General features: G+C 61.1%; 10 protein-coding genes. 2 read left to right on the forward strand and 8 right to left on the reverse strand.

The annotated features are described in order from the left end of the window. Window positions 1–14 precede the first annotated feature (14 nt). Complete coding sequence (gene tkt, locus H597_RS0102345) at window positions 15–2006, reverse strand: transketolase (protein WP_028100704.1); 1992 nt, start codon at window positions 2004–2006, stop codon at window positions 15–17. 124 nt (window positions 2007–2130) lie between these two features. Between tkt and H597_RS0102350 the strand changes: the two genes are divergently transcribed. Then, the gene (locus H597_RS0102350) at window positions 2131–2856 is read left to right on the forward strand and encodes a 16S rRNA (uracil(1498)-N(3))-methyltransferase (RefSeq protein WP_028100705.1); all 726 of its coding nucleotides are present in this window, start codon (window positions 2131–2133) and stop codon (window positions 2854–2856) included. Window positions 2857–2871: 15 nt separating this feature from the next. Here the strand turns inward: H597_RS0102350 and H597_RS33040 are convergent, their stop codons facing one another. Both H597_RS33040 and H597_RS0102360 read right to left on the reverse strand, forming a co-directional pair. Beyond that, on the reverse strand, window positions 2872–3666 hold the full coding sequence (locus H597_RS33040; RefSeq protein ID WP_051293468.1) for an SEL1-like repeat protein: 795 nt from the start codon (window positions 3664–3666) through the stop codon (window positions 2872–2874). A gap of 65 nt (window positions 3667–3731) precedes the next feature. Then, a complete protein-coding gene (locus H597_RS0102360) occupies window positions 3732–6818 on the reverse strand; it encodes a TonB-dependent receptor (RefSeq protein ID WP_028100706.1) in 3087 nt (1028 codons plus the stop codon). A 605-nt stretch (window positions 6819–7423) separates the two neighbouring features. Here H597_RS0102360 and H597_RS0102365 point away from each other — a divergent pair. After that, window positions 7424–9058 (forward strand): NAD(P)/FAD-dependent oxidoreductase, encoded by a 1635-nt coding sequence (locus tag H597_RS0102365; RefSeq protein ID WP_028100707.1) that lies wholly within the window; start codon window positions 7424–7426, stop codon window positions 9056–9058. A gap of 27 nt (window positions 9059–9085) precedes the next feature. On the opposite strand, the gene H597_RS29470 is transcribed toward H597_RS0102365, so the two are convergent. The 5 genes from H597_RS29470 to corA all read right to left on the reverse strand — a co-directional run bounded on the left by H597_RS29470 (window position 9086) and on the right by corA (window position 17545). Continuing rightward, window positions 9086–9868 (reverse strand): sel1 repeat family protein, encoded by a 783-nt coding sequence (locus H597_RS29470; RefSeq protein ID WP_051293469.1) that lies wholly within the window; start codon window positions 9866–9868, stop codon window positions 9086–9088. 62 nt (window positions 9869–9930) lie between these two features. Next, window positions 9931–13089, reverse strand: coding sequence for a TonB-dependent receptor (locus tag H597_RS0102375; RefSeq protein ID WP_083940907.1), 3159 nt, complete (start codon window positions 13087–13089; stop codon window positions 9931–9933). A 553-nt stretch (window positions 13090–13642) separates the two neighbouring features. Next, the gene (locus H597_RS0102380) at window positions 13643–14986 is read right to left on the reverse strand and encodes a sensor histidine kinase (RefSeq protein WP_028100709.1); all 1344 of its coding nucleotides are present in this window, start codon (window positions 14984–14986) and stop codon (window positions 13643–13645) included. Between the two features lie 9 nt (window positions 14987–14995). Next, a complete protein-coding gene (locus tag H597_RS29475; protein ID WP_083940908.1) occupies window positions 14996–16537 on the reverse strand; it encodes a response regulator in 1542 nt (513 codons plus the stop codon). Window positions 16538–16579: 42 nt separating this feature from the next. Next, complete coding sequence (gene corA, locus H597_RS0102390) at window positions 16580–17545, reverse strand: magnesium/cobalt transporter CorA (RefSeq protein WP_028100710.1); 966 nt, start codon at window positions 17543–17545, stop codon at window positions 16580–16582. Between the last annotated feature and the right edge of the window lie 15 nt (window positions 17546–17560).

Raw genomic sequence — 17560 nt, forward strand, 5'->3', positions numbered from 1 at the left:
CCTGATGATAGAAATTAGATGACTGCTTTGACTTTTGCCACGACATTGTCGACAGTGAAGCCGAAGTGCTTGAACAGCACGCCCGCCGGCGCCGATTCGCCGAAGGTGTCGATACCGACCACGGCGCCCTCCAGGCCGACATACTTGTACCAGAACGACGTGACGCCCGCTTCGATCGCAACGCGCGGCATGCCCTTGGTCAACACGGACGCCTTGTAGGCCGCGTCCTGGCGGTCGAACACGTCGGTCGACGGCATGGACACCACGCGCACCGGGGTGCCGGCGGCCTTCAGTTCGGCGGCCGCTTTCATGGCCAGTTCCACTTCGGAGCCGGTGGCGATGATGATGGCCTTGGCGCCGGCTTCGTCGGACAGCACGTAGCCGCCCTTGCCGACGTTGGCCAGCACTTCAGGCGAACGCTCGAGGAACGGCAGGTTCTGGCGCGAGAAGATCAGGGTCGATGGACCATCCTTGCGCTTGACGGATTCGCCCCACGCCACCATCGATTCGACGGTGTCGGCCGGACGCCAGTTGTCCAGATTAGGGATCAGGCGCAGCGAGGACACATGTTCCACCGACTGGTGGGTCGGACCGTCTTCGCCCAGGCCGATCGAGTCGTGGGTGAACACGAACAGGGCGCGCTGCTTCATCAGCGCAGCCATGCGCAGCGCATTGCGGCTGTAGTCGGCGAAGGTCAGGAAGGTCGCGCCGAACGGGATGAAGCCGCCGTGCAGGGCGACGCCGTTCATGATGGCGGACATGCCGAATTCGCGCACGCCGTAGTTGATATGGTTGCCCGGCACGCCGGAACGAACGGCGATGCATTCCTTCCAGTTGGTCAGGTTGGAGCCGGTCAGGTCGGCCGAACCGCCCAGGAATTCAGGCAACACCGGTGCCAGCGCCTGAATCGCGTTCTGCGATGCCTTGCGGGTGGCAATGGTTTCCTTCTTCTCGATGCAGGCGGCAATGGCGGCATCCAGGGTGGCCTGGAAGTTGCCCGGCAGTTCGCCCTTCATGCGGCGGGTCAGTTCGGCCGCTTCGGCCGGGTATTGGGCCGAGTACTTGGCGAACAGCGCGTTCCAGCTGGCTTCGAACTGCGCGCCCTGCTGTTTGAAGTCCCATGCTTCCTTGACATCGTGCGGGATGTCGAACGGCTCGGCGCCCCAGGAGATGTACTCGCGCACTGCGGCGATTTCCTTGTCGCCCAGCGGTGCGCCGTGCACCTTGTCGCCGCCTTGCAGGTTCGGCGAGCCCTTGCCGATGATGGTCTTGCAGCACACCAGGGTTGGCTTGTCGGATTGCTTGGCTTGCTCGATGGCGGCCGACAGGGCTGCCACGTCATGGCCGTCGACATTCTTGATCACGTTCCAGCCGTAGGACTCGAAACGCTTAGGGGTGTCGTCGGTGAACCAGCCTTCGACCTTGCCGTCGATGGAGATGCCGTTGTCGTCGTACAGGGCGATCAGCTTTTTCAGGCCCAGGGTGCCGGCCAGCGAGCACACCTCATGCGAGATGCCTTCCATCAGGCAGCCGTCGCCGAGGAAGGCGTAGGTGTAGTGGTCGACCACGTCGAAGCCAGGCTTGTTGAATTCGGCAGCCAGCAGCCATTCAGCCAGCGCCATGCCGACCGCGTTGGCGATGCCCTGGCCCAGCGGGCCGGTGGTGGTTTCCACGCCCGGGGTGTAGCCGACTTCCGGGTGGCCCGGGGTCTTGGAATGCAGTTGGCGGAAATTCTTGATCTCTTCCATCGGCAGGTCGTAACCCGACAGGTGCAGCAGCGCGTAGTGCAGCATCGAGCCGTGGCCGTTGGACAGCAGGAAGCGGTCGCGGTTGACCCAGGCTGGATTGGTCGGGTTGTGGCGGTGGTGGCCGCTCCACAATGCTACGGCGATCTCAGCCATGCCCATGGGCATGCCTGGGTGGCCGGAATTGGCCTTCTGCACAGCGTCCATTGCCAGCGCGCGGATCGCATTGGCCATTTTGGTGAAGGGGAGCGAAGTTTTCATCGTTTATCGAGGAAGGTTGAGTGTTTGGTGCAGTGCGGCATGGACCGCTTCAGTAACCCGATATTTTACCAGAGCAGGACCGCAGCGCTTAAAATTGGTGCATTTCAACTAATCCTGTCAGCCCATGCCTCGTTTCCACGTGCCACAGCCCCTTGCCGCCGGCCAGCAGCTGGAGCTGCCCGCCACGGTCGCCCACCATATCCACGTGGTGCGCATGGCGCCGGGCGACACGCTGAGCCTGTTCAATGGCGATGGCGGCGAGTACACGGCAGTGTTGACGGAAGTGCAAAAGAAGAAGGCCTGGGCGGAGGTCAAGGTCTTCCATCCGCGCGAGGCCGAGCTGCCCTTTGCCGTGACCTTGGCCCAGGCCCTGCCCGAGGGGTCGAAGATGGACTGGATCATCGAAAAGGCGGTCGAGTTGGGGGTGGCTGCGGTCCAGCCGCTGGCGGCGCGGCGCTGCGTGGTGCGGCTGTCAGCCGAGCGGGCGGAAAAGAAGCTTGAGCATTGGAACGGGATTGTGGTGTCGGCGTCCGAACAGTGCGGCCGCAACCGCCTGGCGCAAGTGGCGGCGCCGCTCGAATTGCGCGACTGGATCGGCCAGCAGGACTTGCATAAGCGCGTGCTCCTGACCCCGCGCGCCAGCGAATCGCTTGCTGATTGGGCGCGTCACCAGCCGGCCCAGGCGCTCAGCATCATGGTCGGGCCGGAAGGCGGCTTTTCCGACGAAGAAGAAGTCGAGGCGCTGAAACATGGCGCCCTGCCCCTCTCCATCGGCGCGCGCGTGCTGCGCACGGAAACCGCGGCGTTGGCGGCGCTGTCGATCCTCGCTGCTGCCTGGGGCGGCATCTGAGCCGCGACGATGGTCTTATCGGCGGCTGCCCCGGGCGCCGTTTGGCAAATAGATTGCGCTTGGCGTAGTCATCAGCTCGCGATACTGCTGGTTCACATCGCCCAGCAGTTTCTTCTGTTGCTCGATGTCAAGCTGGCGCTTCTTTTGGTCCGCGTCCACCCTGCCATACCAGGCTTCATGGGCGGCCAGCACAGCGCTTCCTTGCTGGCGAGCATCCGCGTCCACCTGGGCGTACGCTTTATCCATGGTGGCGCGCGCCTGCTGCAACTCCCCGAGGCTCATCAGCTTGGCCACGTCAAGCGGAATCCGCTTGCCAGCCGGCAAAGCCTCCTGCAAGCCCTTGGAGAATGCCTGGTAGCACACCATCCAGGCATCCATCTGCGCCTGCACTTCCTTGATCTGGGCCTTCGAGAGTGAGTTCGCCGGGAATACGGGGGCGACGCATTGATAGCTCTCCAGTCGGACTTCCTCGCCCTTATAGCTCGACACGTAATAGGCAATATCCTTCTTGCGCATACGCCGCTCCTGCATGGTCAGCAAGGAATCGGCAGCATCCTTATGACCGGCGGCCTTAGCCTTGCTCAGCCAGACTTCCGCCAGGGTGAAATCCTCCGGCACGCCCTCGCCAAAGCCAAACATCTCACCCACCATAAGTTGTGCTTCCGCGTTGCCAGCAGCCGCCAGTTTGCCCAGCAATTGATGGGCGCGCGTGAAATCCTGCGCCTCCCAGGCATTGATGCCATCGGCCAGCTCGTCGGCCTGCACGGGCGCGGCTAACAACAGCGCCAGGCTCAATACAAATACTTTCATATTGAATGTTCCTCCATAAAGAAAAAACCGCGGCCAAGGCCGCGGTTTTTTTTCACGCCAGTTCCTTAGAACTTGGTGTTGTATTCCGCAGTGAACTTCACGGAACGCGGAGCGGTGTAGCTGATCACCGATTCGTACAGGTTGTAACGGCTGTTGTTGGTGTTGTAACGCTCGTACACCTTCTGAGTCGTTTGCTCGTCGAACACGTTCAGCACATCAACCTGGACTTTGAAGCCCTTGAAGAAGTCCGGCTTATAGGCCAGGTTCAGGTCCAGATTACGGTCCGATGGCAGACGCCCCACGGTTCCGCGCGGCGAAGGCGTGTTTTGCAGGCCGGTGGCGCCGAAGCAGTAGTGCGAAGCCGACTGGTAGTTCGGCGCGCCCGTGCCGGCACCAGTGGTCGGATTGGTACCGGAGCAGCTGCGTGGACGGCCAGAAGCCAACAGGCCCGAAGCGCCAACGGTCCACTCAGGCGTCAGGTCATAGAAGGCAATCGCCTTGACCTGGTGACGGCGATCGTTTGGCAGGGAGCCATAGCCGTACTTCATCAGCTCAGCATAGTCCCAGGTTTGGGTCGCTGCTACGTCGCCCTGGCCGGTCGAAGTGTCGGACAAGGTCTGGCCTTCGGTGTTGCCTTTGCTGCGGCCCAGGGTGTAGTTGATACGGCCGTACCAGCCGTCGCGGTATGGGTGCTCAGCGAAGAGGTCCAGCGCGGCGTAGGTACGCTTCGCCTTTTCGAAGCCGAGGTCTTCCTTGCTCAGGTGAACCTGAGTGTAGGTCTTGTTGCCAGCATAGTCGACCAGGAAATCATTGTCTTCGCCTGGATTGAACGATGCGCAGCTGAAACCAGCCCAGTTCGCGGTGTTGATATTGTGCGCGGCAGCATATTTGACGAATGGACGCTTGTCGCAGAAGTCGTCAATCGTCGACTTCAGCGTACGGTAGGTCGCTTTCACGCCGACGTTCAGAGACGGCGACAGGGCTTTTTCAAAGCCCAGGGTCAGTTCGTCCTGGAACGAAGGCTTCATCTTCAGCGCAGCTACGGTGTTCGGATCCTTCGCCTGGCCGAACTCGTCGTTGCCGGACAGGACGCCGGACAATGCGGTCAAGCCGGTCGGTGCACCGTGTGCGTCGGTACCGGTATAGGCATAGAACTGGCTGGTGTTCAGGGAGCCGTTGGCGCCACGCAGAGCGACCAGGGTTGGCATCTGGATGGTGTAACGGCCAGCGCTGCCGAATACCTTGAACGAGGAATCACCGTTTACATCCCACGACGCATTCACACGTGGAGCGTACTGGTTCTGCATCTTGATGTACTTAGTACCGTCCTGGTTGGCGTTATAGAAGCCTTCACGACGCAGACCTGCCGTCACCAGGATGTCCTTGGTCACCTGCCAGCGGTCTTCCAGGTATTGCGCATCCTGGCCAGCATAAGCGTTCGACACGGTGGAGGACTTGCGCAGTTCCACGTAGTAACCCTGTGCTGCCAGGCCGCCCAGCGGGGTCATTGCATTCATGGTACCGCCGGTAACTGCAGTTGGCACACCTGGAGTTTTGTTCAGCTGGTATGCCCAGGTCTGGCCGCCGGCCATCTGGTCGCCAGCATTCAGCGAGGACATCTTGTTGTTGTCCAGACCGGCGCGCAGGGTGTGCGTACCGATCTTGTATTCCAGGTCCAGGCGCTTGGACGTGACGCGGTCGGTCGAACCGTTGTAAGGCTGGTCGTCCGAGAATGGCTGGCCACCCTCGTAGTTGAAGCCTGGCACCTGCGCTTCAGGCGGTGCGCTCACCTGGGCCAGGGTTGGGTCGTAGCCTGCAGGCTGGTAAATGTGGGTGGCCTTCGACTTACCGAACAGTGCGTTGACGGTCAGGTTATCGGTGAGGTTGCCTACGTAGCGCAGGATGTTGGCTTGGCCGCCATTCGGATTGAACGGACCGTATTCTTCATGGGTCGACGATTTAACCGTGGCACCTGCGGTACGGGTCGCGTAGTCATAAGAACGGTAAGAAGTATCGGTCTGCGGCAGGTCGCCCAGTGCGGTAAATTCCAGACGGTGGTTGTCCGAGATGTTCCAGTCCAGTTTGCCGTAGTAGCGCTTGGTAGTGGTCTCGTAGTCGCGCCAGCCGTTGTCCTTCAACGTGGTCGAGGTACGGCTCAGGTAGACGCCGTTGCTTTCCAGTTTGGTCTGCTCCAGGGAAACGAAGCCGAACAGCTTGTCCTTGATCAGCGGGCCGCCGACGTACACCGATTCCTGGGTTTGCTGCAGCTTGTTGTCTTCGCGGCGCATGCGCAGGGTACCGTCGGTACCAGATTTCACACTACCGTCGGCGTTCAACACGGCAGGGAAGGCGCCGGTGTTGTTGTAGTAATAATCACGGTATTTGCCGCGCATAGAACGTGGGGTGATCGACGCCATCGCGCCGGCTTCCCAGGTGTTAGTACCGCTCTTGGTAGTGATGTTCACCACACCGCCCACGGAACGGCCGAATTCAACGCCGTAGCCGCCGGTCAGCACTTGCGCCTGGGCGATCGCGCCGAACGGCAGTTCGAAGCCACCCAGCTGCGTCAGCGGGTTCGTGACCGGGAAGCCATTGATGTAGTAGGCGTTTTCGGACGCGCCGCCGCCGCCGATCGAAGCACCGGCCGAATAGGTTGGGTCGCCGCGGGTGGTGTTAGGAGCCAATTGCACGATGCCTTCCACGTTACGTGGCATAGGCAGTTTTTCCAGTTCCTTGGCGGTGAAAGTCGATCCGTTGGTCGAGCTCGACACGTCGATGCGGCTGCGGCGGCCAGTCACCTGAACTGCTTGCATGCCGGAGGTAGGGAACACCGCTTCAACGCCCTGGCCAGCCAGCACTTCGAGCTGGGTGGTGCCAACGGTGGCGCTGCCCTTGTGCAGGGTTACGGTATAGGTACCGATTGGCAGGGAGGTGACGCGGAAAGTACCGTTGGCGTCGACCGCGGTATTACGGGTCTGGTTGGTGTCGTTATTTTTCAATGTCACCGAATCGCCAGAACCGGCGGCAATCTTGCCATATACCGTACCAGCGGCGTTCGACTGTGCCATCGCTGGCTCCATCACGGCCACACCCATGGTGCCGGTGGCGAACGCCAGGGCCAGGGCACGTGCAATAACAGTTTTTCTCAACATATCAGTTCCTAAAGTAAGCAATTTCCAACGGACAACAAATGGATTTCACCAGCCGCCCGCCTTCGTCAGCATTGTTTTTTTATACCGACTCTCTCAAGTCGACTCGCCCTTCTAGCGAGCGCCAAATCATTTACAGGTGAATTGATTCCGGCAGCGATATAGAATCATGCCAGATGCAACCCAGTCAATGAATAAACACCCAATAATATTAAAACACAACACTTTCGTGCTTCGTAGTTCAAAACAGTTGCCAACAATTGGGCAACTATCGCACAGATAGAGTGCAATTAACGCGGATGGGATTTGCAATAAAAGCAGGCTCGCGGATTAATCCTGGGAATATTCCAGTGAGTAACCGCATTATTTAATTCGGATTCGGAACTAAATGTCGATGCAACGGACAATTAACCTGAGGAATAATTCCTCAAATCAAGAGTGTTATTTGATGAACAGTAACTATTGCATCAACGGCTGGAAAAGTACAGGGCTTGCGCAGTTAAGAGCCGGACAAGCTTGCAATTAGTTGCGTCGATACAACGGCAGAAAGCGGGTAAAATGTCGCCTTTGGGCCCGTTGCGTGCCCCATCTTGCGTGGAAAGGCCATCATGTTGCGACTAAATGAAATCAAACTACCGTTAGACCACCAGGAATCGGAGCTGGGGCAAGCTATCCTCGCCCGCCTGCAAATTTCCCCTCAGCAGTTGCTGGGCTTTACCGTCTACAAACGTAGCTATGATGCGCGCAAAAAGGCGAATATTTCGCTTATTTACTCGGTTGATATCGAAACGACCGACGACGCCGGCATCTTGGCGCGCCGCAGCGACGACAAGCACCTGATGCCCACGCCCGATATGGCCTATAAGTTCGTGGCCCATGGGGTGAACGCCGCCGGCCGGCAGCCGCGCCCGGTGGTCATCGGCATGGGTCCCTGCGGCCTGTTCGCCGGCCTGATCCTGGCCCAGATGGGTTTGAACCCCATCATCCTGGAACGCGGCAAAACCGTGCGTGAGCGCACCAAGGACACGTTCGGCTTCTGGCGCAAGCGCGAGCTGAACCCGGAGTCCAACGTGCAGTTCGGCGAAGGCGGCGCGGGCACCTTCTCGGATGGCAAACTGTACAGCCAGATCAGCGACCCCAAGCACTACGGTCGCAAGGTGCTGACCGAGTTCGTCAAATCCGGTGCGCCGGAAGAAATCATCTATGTCAGCAAGCCGCACATCGGCACCTTCCGCCTGGTGAAGATGGTGGAAAACATGCGCGAAGAAATCACGGCCCTGGGCGGTGAGATCCGCTTCGAGCAGCGCGTGACCGACTTCGACATTCGCGAAGAAAACGGCGTGCGCCAGATGCACGGCCTGCAACTGGCAAGCGGCGAATATATCGAAACAAAGCATGTGGTGCTGGCCATCGGCCACAGCTCGCGCGACACCTTCGAGACCCTGTACGAGCGCGGCGTGTACGTCGAAGCCAAGCCGTTTTCGATCGGTTTCCGGGTCGAGCACCCGCAGTCGCTGATCGACCAGTGCCGTTTCGGCCCGAATGCCGGCCACCCTATCCTGGGCGCCGCCGACTACAAGCTGGTGCATCACGCCAGCAATGGCCGCGCCGTGTACAGCTTCTGCATGTGCCCCGGCGGCACCGTGGTAGCGGCCGCATCGGAACCGGGCCGTGTGGTCACCAACGGCATGTCGCAATATTCGCGCGCCGAGCGCAATGCCAACAGCGCCGTCGTAGTCTCGATCAGCCCCGAGGAGGATTATCCGGGCCACCCGCTGGCCGGCATCGAGCTGCAGCGCCGCTTGGAAGAGCAAGCCTATGTGCTAGGCGGCTCCAATTACAATGCGCCAGGCCAACTGATGGGTGACTTCGTCGCCGGCCGCCCCTCCACCGAACTGGGCGGTGTGACGCCATCGTTCAAGCCGGGCATCACCATGACCGATCTGGCCACCATTCTGCCCGACTACGCCGTGGTAGCTTTGCGCGAAGCTTTCCCAGCCTTCGACAAGCAGGTCAAGGGCTACTTCAAGCACGACGCCGTGCTGACCGGCCTGGAGACCCGCACCTCCTCGCCGATCCGCATCAAGCGCAATAACCACGACCTGCAGAGCCTAAACACGCGCGGCCTGTTCCCGGCCGGCGAAGGCGCGGGCTACGCCGGCGGCATCCTGTCGGCCGGCGTCGACGGCATCAAGGTGGCGGAGGCGGTTGCGCTGTCGATGCAGGCGGCCGATAAGGCCTGAGCTTCTGAGGCTCCAGCCTTCACAGGGCTATTTCCCGCCCTTGCCGAGCGGCGCGTTCTTGACCGTACTCAGGTTGGCGCGCCTGATCTGGTCTGCCGCAAGGTCCCCTTCCAGTTTGCTTTCCGCATTGCGCGTGGCAACGAATTGCTCGGTCGATTTATGCCAGGCCTGATAGGCAGCGGTTGTCGCGGTAGCTGCCTCTCCCTCCTGCCTGGATACGGCGCGGTAGACTTTGTCCAAGTGGGCAATGGCCTGGTCATACTCGGGCTGGTTCATCAGGCGAGAAATATCCTGCGGGATGCGCTTGCCAGGCGGCAACGCATCACCCAGGTTCTGGACAAAGCCGTTGTAGCACTTCTGCCATTCCCCGTGGGCCTTTTCGAGCCTGACGATCTCGTCGTTGGTTTTTGATTGCGCCGGGAACTCCGGCCGCGCGCAATGGAAGGCGCCGCTGGTCAGATCCCGCCCATCGTAGCCGCCAGTCCAGAAAGCGATGTCCTTGTGGCGCGCCTCGCGCTGGGCCATGGTGTCGAGTGCCGCGGCGGCTTCCTGGTTCCCTGCCGCCGCCGCCTTGCCGAACCAGTTGCGCGCCTGGGCCAGGTCGACGCCACCCGCTTCGCCGTACCAGTACATTTCGCCAAGGTGGAATTGCGCCTCCGCGTTACCGCCATTGGCCAGCTTGGTGAACAGCGCCTGCGCCTGCGGGTAAGCTTTGTTTTCCAACAGCTTGTTGGCATCGGCCAGCTCGTCGGCCAAGGCCGGGCCGCCCAGCGCGACCGCCAGGCACAGCAATAGGGCCTTTACTTTCATTTTGCATCTCCCCAGAAAAGAAAAAACCGCGACCTAGGCCGCGGTTTTTTGAGCAAGTCACATTAGAACTTATGGTTGTATTCCACCGTCAACTTGACCGAGCGCGAGTCAGCGAAAGTGCGCGCTTCACCGTAGTTCGCCAGGATGCCATGGCCGGAGCCGTCGTCGTAGGCTTCACGGCGGCCGGTCACTGCTTCCGAATTGAACACGTTGAACACGTCCATTTTGAACGCCAGGCCCTTCACATAGCTAGGCGAGTAAGTCAGGTTCAGGTCCAAGCGCTTCTCGGTCGGCAGGCGGCCCAGGGAGCCGCGTGGAGCCGGCTTGCCATTGCACCAGAAGTATTCGGCGCCATAACCAGGGCCGCCATAGATACCCGAAATCGGTTCGAATTTCAAACCGTTCTCTGCATCAACATCCGTGCCCAGGCAAACTTTTGGACGACCCGACTGGACCAGGGCATTACCGCCCACCGACACCTCCGGCGTCAGCTGGTAGAAGCCGAACATTTTCAGCTGGTGCTTACGGTCGTTGGGCAGCAGGCCGTTGGTATTCGCCGCGAATTCAGGGAAGTCCCAGCCAGCCGACGTACCAACGTCTGCCTGCTGCGTATCGGAACGGGTTTGGCCTTCCATATTACCCTTGCTACGCGACAGGGTGTAGTTGACACGGCCATACCAGCCGTTGCGCAGCGGGTGCTCGACGAACATGTCCAGCGCGAAGTACTTACGCTCGGCTTTCGGCTGGCCCGTTTCGGCAGCGGTGAAGTGCGCCCACTGGCCCTTGCCGCTGACGATCGGGTTGCCGGCGGCGTCGTGGCCATCAACCCACACGGTTACATCGCGGCCCGGATTGAAAATGTAGCAGTTCATATAGTCTTTGGAAACTACAGGAATGCCATTTTTCAAAGCGAAATCATAGAGCATACGGGTGTCGCAGCTATCGTCGATACCGGCGCCCAGCTTACGATAGGTGCCTTTCACGCCGAAGTTCAGGTCCGGACTCCAGGCTTTTTCGAAGCCCAGGGTCAGTTCATCCTGGTAATTTGGCTTCAGGTCACGCGTGACCACCGATTGCGGGTTTTTGTGGGCGCCGGTCTCGCCGTCAGGAGACTGCGCCGTGTTGATCGCATTCAGGCCGGTTGGCACACCCGTGGCCGGATCGATGCCGGTGTAGGTGAAGTCCTGGTCAGTCAAGGTCGAGCGGGATGCCGCACGTGCAGCCACTTGGCCCGGCAATTGCAGGTAATAACGGCCAGCACTACCGTACACCTTCAGCGATGCGTCGCCATTCACGTCCCAGGAAGCGGACAGGCGCGGGGCGACCTGATGCTTCATGTTGATGAACTTGTCCCCGTCACCGGTAGTATTGCTGTATGCCTCGTTACGCAGGCCGCCGGTAAGCAGCAGGTTCTTGGTGACTTGCCAGCGGTCTTCGATGTACTGCGCGGTCTGGTCGGCCTTGGCATCTGTGACGGAGCTGAATACGCGTTGACGCGCATAGTAACCGCTGGTGCCGAAGCCACCGAAGTTACATACAACTGCCGGACGACCGTTCGACAGATTGTTTTGCGAGCACTCGGAGCCTGGATCAACCCTGCGGTAGGTCCAGGCAGAACCGCCGGAAGTCGCTTGGCCGGCGCTGGTGATGTCCATCTTGTTGGAATCCAGGCCGCCGCGGATGGTGTGGTCGCCCAGCTTGTATTCCAGGTCAAGGCGGAAGGAATTCACCTTGTCTTCGCCCGGACGGCTCAGGTTACCAGGGAACGGATTGTAGGATTTGTACAGGCCTTGCGCATCCAGCGATGGCACGCGCTTGGACACGGACGGCACGGTCACCGACGGCGGAACGGACGAACCGGCGGCACCGTATTCGTACTCCACGCCGCGCTCGGACTTCAGCTGGCCATACAAGGCGGTCAGGGTCAGGTCGTCGGTCAGGTTGCCGATGTACTTCAACATATTGACCTTAGCGCCTGGGTTGCCCGGATTAATACCGAGGGAGCCAGGATTCTTGGTCATCAGCTGGGAGTACAGGGTGTTGTTTGGCGAGCCGTCCAGCGCTGCCAAAGCTGCGGCCTTGTCGGCGCCATTCAGGGAGTAACCGTAACGGTGGATGCGCTCACGCCAATCGTCCCCTGCCGACGTAAATTCAAAACGATGGTTATCGGTTACCTGGAAGTCAACCTTGCCAACCCAACGGTTTTCCAGACTACGGCGCGCGCGCCAGCCGTCACGTTCGATGGTGGTCGCGTCGGAACCCAGCTGCAGGTTGTTCTGCTTGTTGATGGTCTGGTCGGCAGCAAAGAACATGAACAGCTTGTCCTTGATGATCGGACCGCCCATGTAGGCGCCATACTGGTAAGTGTTGGTCTCATCCAAGTCGCGGCGGAAATGCAGCTTGCCGTCGGTACCTTTATTGGATGGATCGCCCGTCATTTCGTAATAGATGTTCTTACGCTTGGAACGCAGGCGGTTCGGCTCGACGCTGTACATCGCGCCGGCTTCCCAGTTGTTGGTACCGGACTTGGTGGTAACGTTCATCACACCGCCGATCGAACGGCCGAACTCGGCGCCGAAACCGCCGGTCATCACGGAAGCCTGTTGGATCGCGCCGAATGGCAGTTCCATCGAGCCCAGCTGGGTCAGCGGATTGGTGATTGCGAAACCGTTCAGGTAGAAGGCGTTTTCAGATGCGCCACCACCGCCGAACGATGCACCACCGTATGCCGTGTCAGCCTTGGTCGTGTTCGGCGCCAGCAGTACAATCGAGTTCAGGTTGGGCTGCATCGGCAACTTGGCCAATTCCTTGGCGCTGAATACCGCGCCGTTATTCGTGTTCGACACGTCGATACGGGAGCGGCGACCGGTTACCTGCACGGCGGACACGGAGCCGAACGAAGCGTTGGCGCCTTGGCCCGCCAGGACCTCCACTTCGGAAGTGCTGGCCACCGCGTTGTTGCGCAACAGTTCGACTTTATAGCGGCCCGGCGGCAGGGCGGTGGCTTGGTAACGACCATTGGCCCCTACCTCCGCCGTACGTTTCAGCCCGGTCTCGACGTTGGTCATGACCACCGAAGCACCGGCCGGCGTTTCCACCGTACCGTAGACATTACCGGTAGCGCTCGACTGTGCCATTGCCGGGTTCACCATCGCTACCCCCAGGGCACCGGTCGCGAAGGCCAGCGTCAAGGCGCGCGCAATTACAGTTTTTCTCAACATATCTATTCCTAAAGTAAGCAGTTTCCAGCAAGCAGCAAGTGGATCACACCAGCACAAGCCGTCTCATCGTTGATTTTTATTTCGACTACTTAAGGTTGTCTCGCACACTCCGCGAGTGCGGGAATCATTTACAGGTAGGCTGATTCCAGCACGCTTATGGGAGCATGCCATTTACCAATCCGTCAATAAATTAGTCACCAACGTTGCTTCTAAGGAATATATGGACTAGAAGGAATGTATTCAAATATCGAGGAAATACGCGAAGTTACGCATAATTGCCGCGCCTTCTGTATGCAGGCCTTGCGCCCGGAGGGCACCATCGTTACTTCCTTTATGAAATTTACACAAAATTAACCGCACTATTTTCTGCAAAATCTGAATTAAGTTTTCCACAATTCAAGCTTACTTTATCAATAATTTTTATTGCGCCGCGTCTGGGCTGGGCAGAGGCAGGTGCTACATTGATAAGAATCAAAGATACAAAAAAATCACGCCGGAAAGACGTTACCAAACTGCAACGTTGTGTTTACACAACCAATAAGATCGATGCCATTCAGCCCGGTGGCCGGTCGAATTTAACGTCGAGCGGCAAGCGCAGATGGAAGCGGCAGCCTTGGCCCGGTTCGCTGTGCACTTCCACGGCGCCGCCCAATTGCTGCATGATGGTGTAGACGATATGCATGCCCAGGCCCGAGCCGCCCTGCCCGCGTTTGGTGGTGAAGAAGGGTTCGAAAATCCGTTCGCGCACGCCGGGCGCCAGCCCCACGCCCTGGTCGATGAAATCCATCTCCAGCCAGCCGCCGGCCGCGCTGGCGCGCACGGTCACCGGGCCGCCCTGCCCGTCCGGGTAAGCGTGGCGCGCGGCGTTCATCAGCAGGTTCGACAGCACTTGGGAGAACTTCCCGGGCGGCAGGCGCGGCCGCAGCAGCTGGTCCACCTCCACCGCCACCCTGATGCCGGCCTTGCGCAGCTCCGGACTGTGGGCCGACACCACGCCCTGCACATAGTCCTTCAGCACCAGTGTGCTGACGTGCTCGCTCCCCTGGTCCACCGCCAGCTGCTTGAAATTGCCGATCAAATCGGCGGCCCGGTGCAAATTCTGCTCGATCAGCGCCGCCGCGTCGTTCAGGCGCGCGGCCAGGTTGACCAGGTCGGAGCGGCTGACCTTGGGCGCCTCTAGCGACTGCACCAGCTGCGCCGTATAGCTGCTCATGGCCGAGGCCGCCGTCAACGCCACCCCCACCGGCGTGTTCACCTCATGCGCCACGCCGGCCACCAGCGCCCCCAGCGCCGCCATCTTTTCCTGCTCCATCAGGCTGGCCTGGGCGGCGCGCAAGGCTTCCGTGCGGCGCGTGACTTTTTCCTCGAGCACATGCTCGCGATCCTGGTGCTGCAGTTCCGCCGCCGCGCGCGCCGTGAAGATCGATAGCAGCGACAGCGCCAGCAGGCGCTTGTTTTCATCGATCGGCTTGGTGTCGATGGCCGACAGGATGCCCAGCGTGCGGCCCTCGGTGTCGACCAGGGGCATGCCCAGGTAGCTTTCCGCCTGCATCTCCACCAGCAGCGTATCGAGCGGGTAGTCCTGCTGGATGCCGCTGCCGTGGAAGCACATGCTCTGGCAGGTGACGTCCTGGCAGGGCGTGTGTTCCAGGCTGTAATCCATATTCGGCAGGAAGTCCGCGCCGCCCCAGACCGCCAGCGTGCGGATGCCCTCGTGGCCGTCCGGCATGCGGATCACGCGGCCGGCGATGACATAGGTCACATCCAGCGCCGCCGCCAGGTCGCGTACCAGGACACGGAAGAATTCCTCGCCGCTGGCGCGCGCCGTGGAGTCGGTGATCGCGCGCAATGCCGCTTCGGCCAGGATGCGGGCGTCATTGGCGTCGAATAATTCCATGGCGGGCTCCTAGTGCGGCGGGTGGCGGCGGTACAGGTCCTGCAGGTAGGCGCTGTGCTGCAGCAGCACAGCGGCCAGCGCCGGATCGAAGCGCGTGCCGCTGCCGTCGCGCACCTCGTCCAGCGCTTCCTGCAGGCTGTGCGCCGGCCGGTAGCTGCGCGGGCTCACCATGGCGTCGACAAAGTCGGCCAGCGCCGTGATGCGCGCGTCCAGGCTGATGCCGGCGCCCTGCAAGCCCTGCGGGTAGCCCGCGCCATCCCAGCGCTCATGGTGCTCGTGGGCGATGCGCGCCGCCAGGCGCAGCACCGGTTGCGGCGAAGCGGACAGCATATGCCAGCCGATATCGCTGTGGCCCTGCATGCACAGGCGCTGCTGCGCGTTGAGCGGGCCGGGCAGCTTGAGGATCTCGTCCGGGATGCCGGCATGGCCGATATCGTGCAGCGGCGCGGCGCGGCGCAGCTGGCGCACGGCGCCGGGCGGCATGCCGGCCGCTTCGCCCAGCATGGCGGCGATTTCGCCGACCCGTTCCACGTGCCCGCCGGACGCCGCCGAGCGGCTTTCCAGCGCCTGGCCGAGGATGTGGATGATGGCTTCCTGGGTCGCCTCCGACTCTTCGCGCGCCAGCAGGCGCTCGTAGGTGATGGCGACATTGGCCGCGAACAGGCCCAGCAGTTCGCGCTCCCCGCCGTCGATCGCGTCGCTGAAGGACATGTACAGCAAGCTCTCATTGCCGTCGCGCGTGCGGTAGTAGCAGGCGTAGTACAGCGGGCCGTCATGGTCGGCCTGCTCCGCCATGCAGCGCAGGAAGGCTTCGCGCACGGGCGCCGGCAGGTGGTCCAGGGTTTCCTGCGGCGCCAGGCCGGCATAGGCATCGGTCACGGCCAGCACCTGCAGGCGGCCCGGCTGGCGCGCGGCGGCGTAGGCGTTCATGCGGCTGGCGCAGACGCCTTCGGCCTGCCGTCCCAGCAGCGCGGCGGCCTGCTCCAGCACGGCCGACCCGAAATGGGGCAGGTTGTCCGAATCGCCGACCTGGGTGATGGCATCGATCGAGCGGCGCAGCCCCTGCCGGGCGCGCTCGATCCGCATCAGGTCGCGGTAGCCGCGCAGGCCCGAAAAGAACACGGCGCTGAGCTTGGCGTGCGTCAGCTCGGTCTTCTCGCGGTAGTCGTTGATATCGTAGGCTTTCAGCACCAGCGCCTGCGGCGCCTGGCCCGGCTGGCCGGTGCGCAGCACGATGCGCACATGGCGGTCGCCCAGCTCTTCGCGGATATAGTGCACCAGGTCCAGTCCGGCATGCTCCGACTCCATCACGACGTCGAGCAGGATCAGGGCGAACTGGCCGGGGCGGGAGAGCTGCCGGCGCGCTTCAGCGGCGGAATAGCAGTGGGAAAAGCGGACTTGGCGGCCGTCGAATTCGAAATCGGCCATCACCAGTTCCGTCACCTGGTGCACAGCTTGCTCATCGTCAACAACGAGGATGTCCCACGGGGGAAGCGCCGCGCACGGAGCGGGCTTGTCATCGTCGTCGAACAACATTGCGTCATCAACCATGCCCAGCCCCACGAGAGCTTGTTTATTGTAAATTATATACCGCTACAGCCACCCTGCCTTCTTAAAGCGACGGTACAGGGAACCGCAAACAACAAGCATCAGGGCCAGGGCGCTGGGATAGCCGAAACGCCAGTCCAGCTCAGGCATATGCTTGAAATTCATGCCCCAGATGCCGGCAAAGGCGGTCAACACGGCGAAGATGGCGGCCCAGGCCGCCAGGCGCTTGTTGACCTCGCCCTCTTCCAGCGCCACCATCGACAGGTTGACCTGGATCGCCGTGCCGATGGTCTCGCGCATGGTATCGAGGGCGGCATTGATGCGCAGCAGATGGTCGTGGACGTCGCGGAAGTATTCCTGGGTATTGCTGCAGACGGCCGGGACGCGCCCGCCGTGCAGCTTGCCGATGGCGTCCAGCAGCGGCGCGACGGTGTGGCGCACCGTCATCACCTTGCGTTTCAGTTCGTACAGGCGCTCGATATTGTCCTGCTGCGAGCCGCGGATGAAGATGCGCTCCTCGATCTTTTCCAGCTCCATCTCCAGCGTATCGACGATGGGGAAATAGCGGTCGACCACGGCGTCCATCAGGGCGTACAGCACGAAGCCGGCCCCTTGCTGCAGCAGGTGCGGTTCACGCTCGGCGCGCGCACGCACGCCGAGGAAATCCTGGGTCGAATTGGAACGGGTCGACAGCACGTAGTTGGGGCCGACGAAGATATCGACCTCGCCCAGATGCAGCTCGCCCTCGCGCAGCTCGAGCATTTTGACGACGACGAACAGGGAATCGCCGTACTCCTCGATTTTCGGCCGCTGCTGGCCGCGGCCCGCATCCTCCACCGCCAGTTCGTGCAGGCCGAACTCCTCCTGCATCACTTCCAGTTCCTCGCGCGTGGCGTCGCGCAGCGCCACCCAGACAAAGGCGTCCGGACGCGCCACGTATTCGCTGATATCGACCACCGGGATATCAGCCAGCTTGCGCCCATCCTGGTAGGCGACGCAATTAATCAGCATGCAGGCTCCTCAAAC

The sequence above is a fragment of the Pseudoduganella violaceinigra DSM 15887 genome (genome assembly GCF_000425385.1).
Taxonomy (GTDB): domain Bacteria; phylum Pseudomonadota; class Gammaproteobacteria; order Burkholderiales; family Burkholderiaceae_D; genus Rugamonas; species Rugamonas violaceinigra.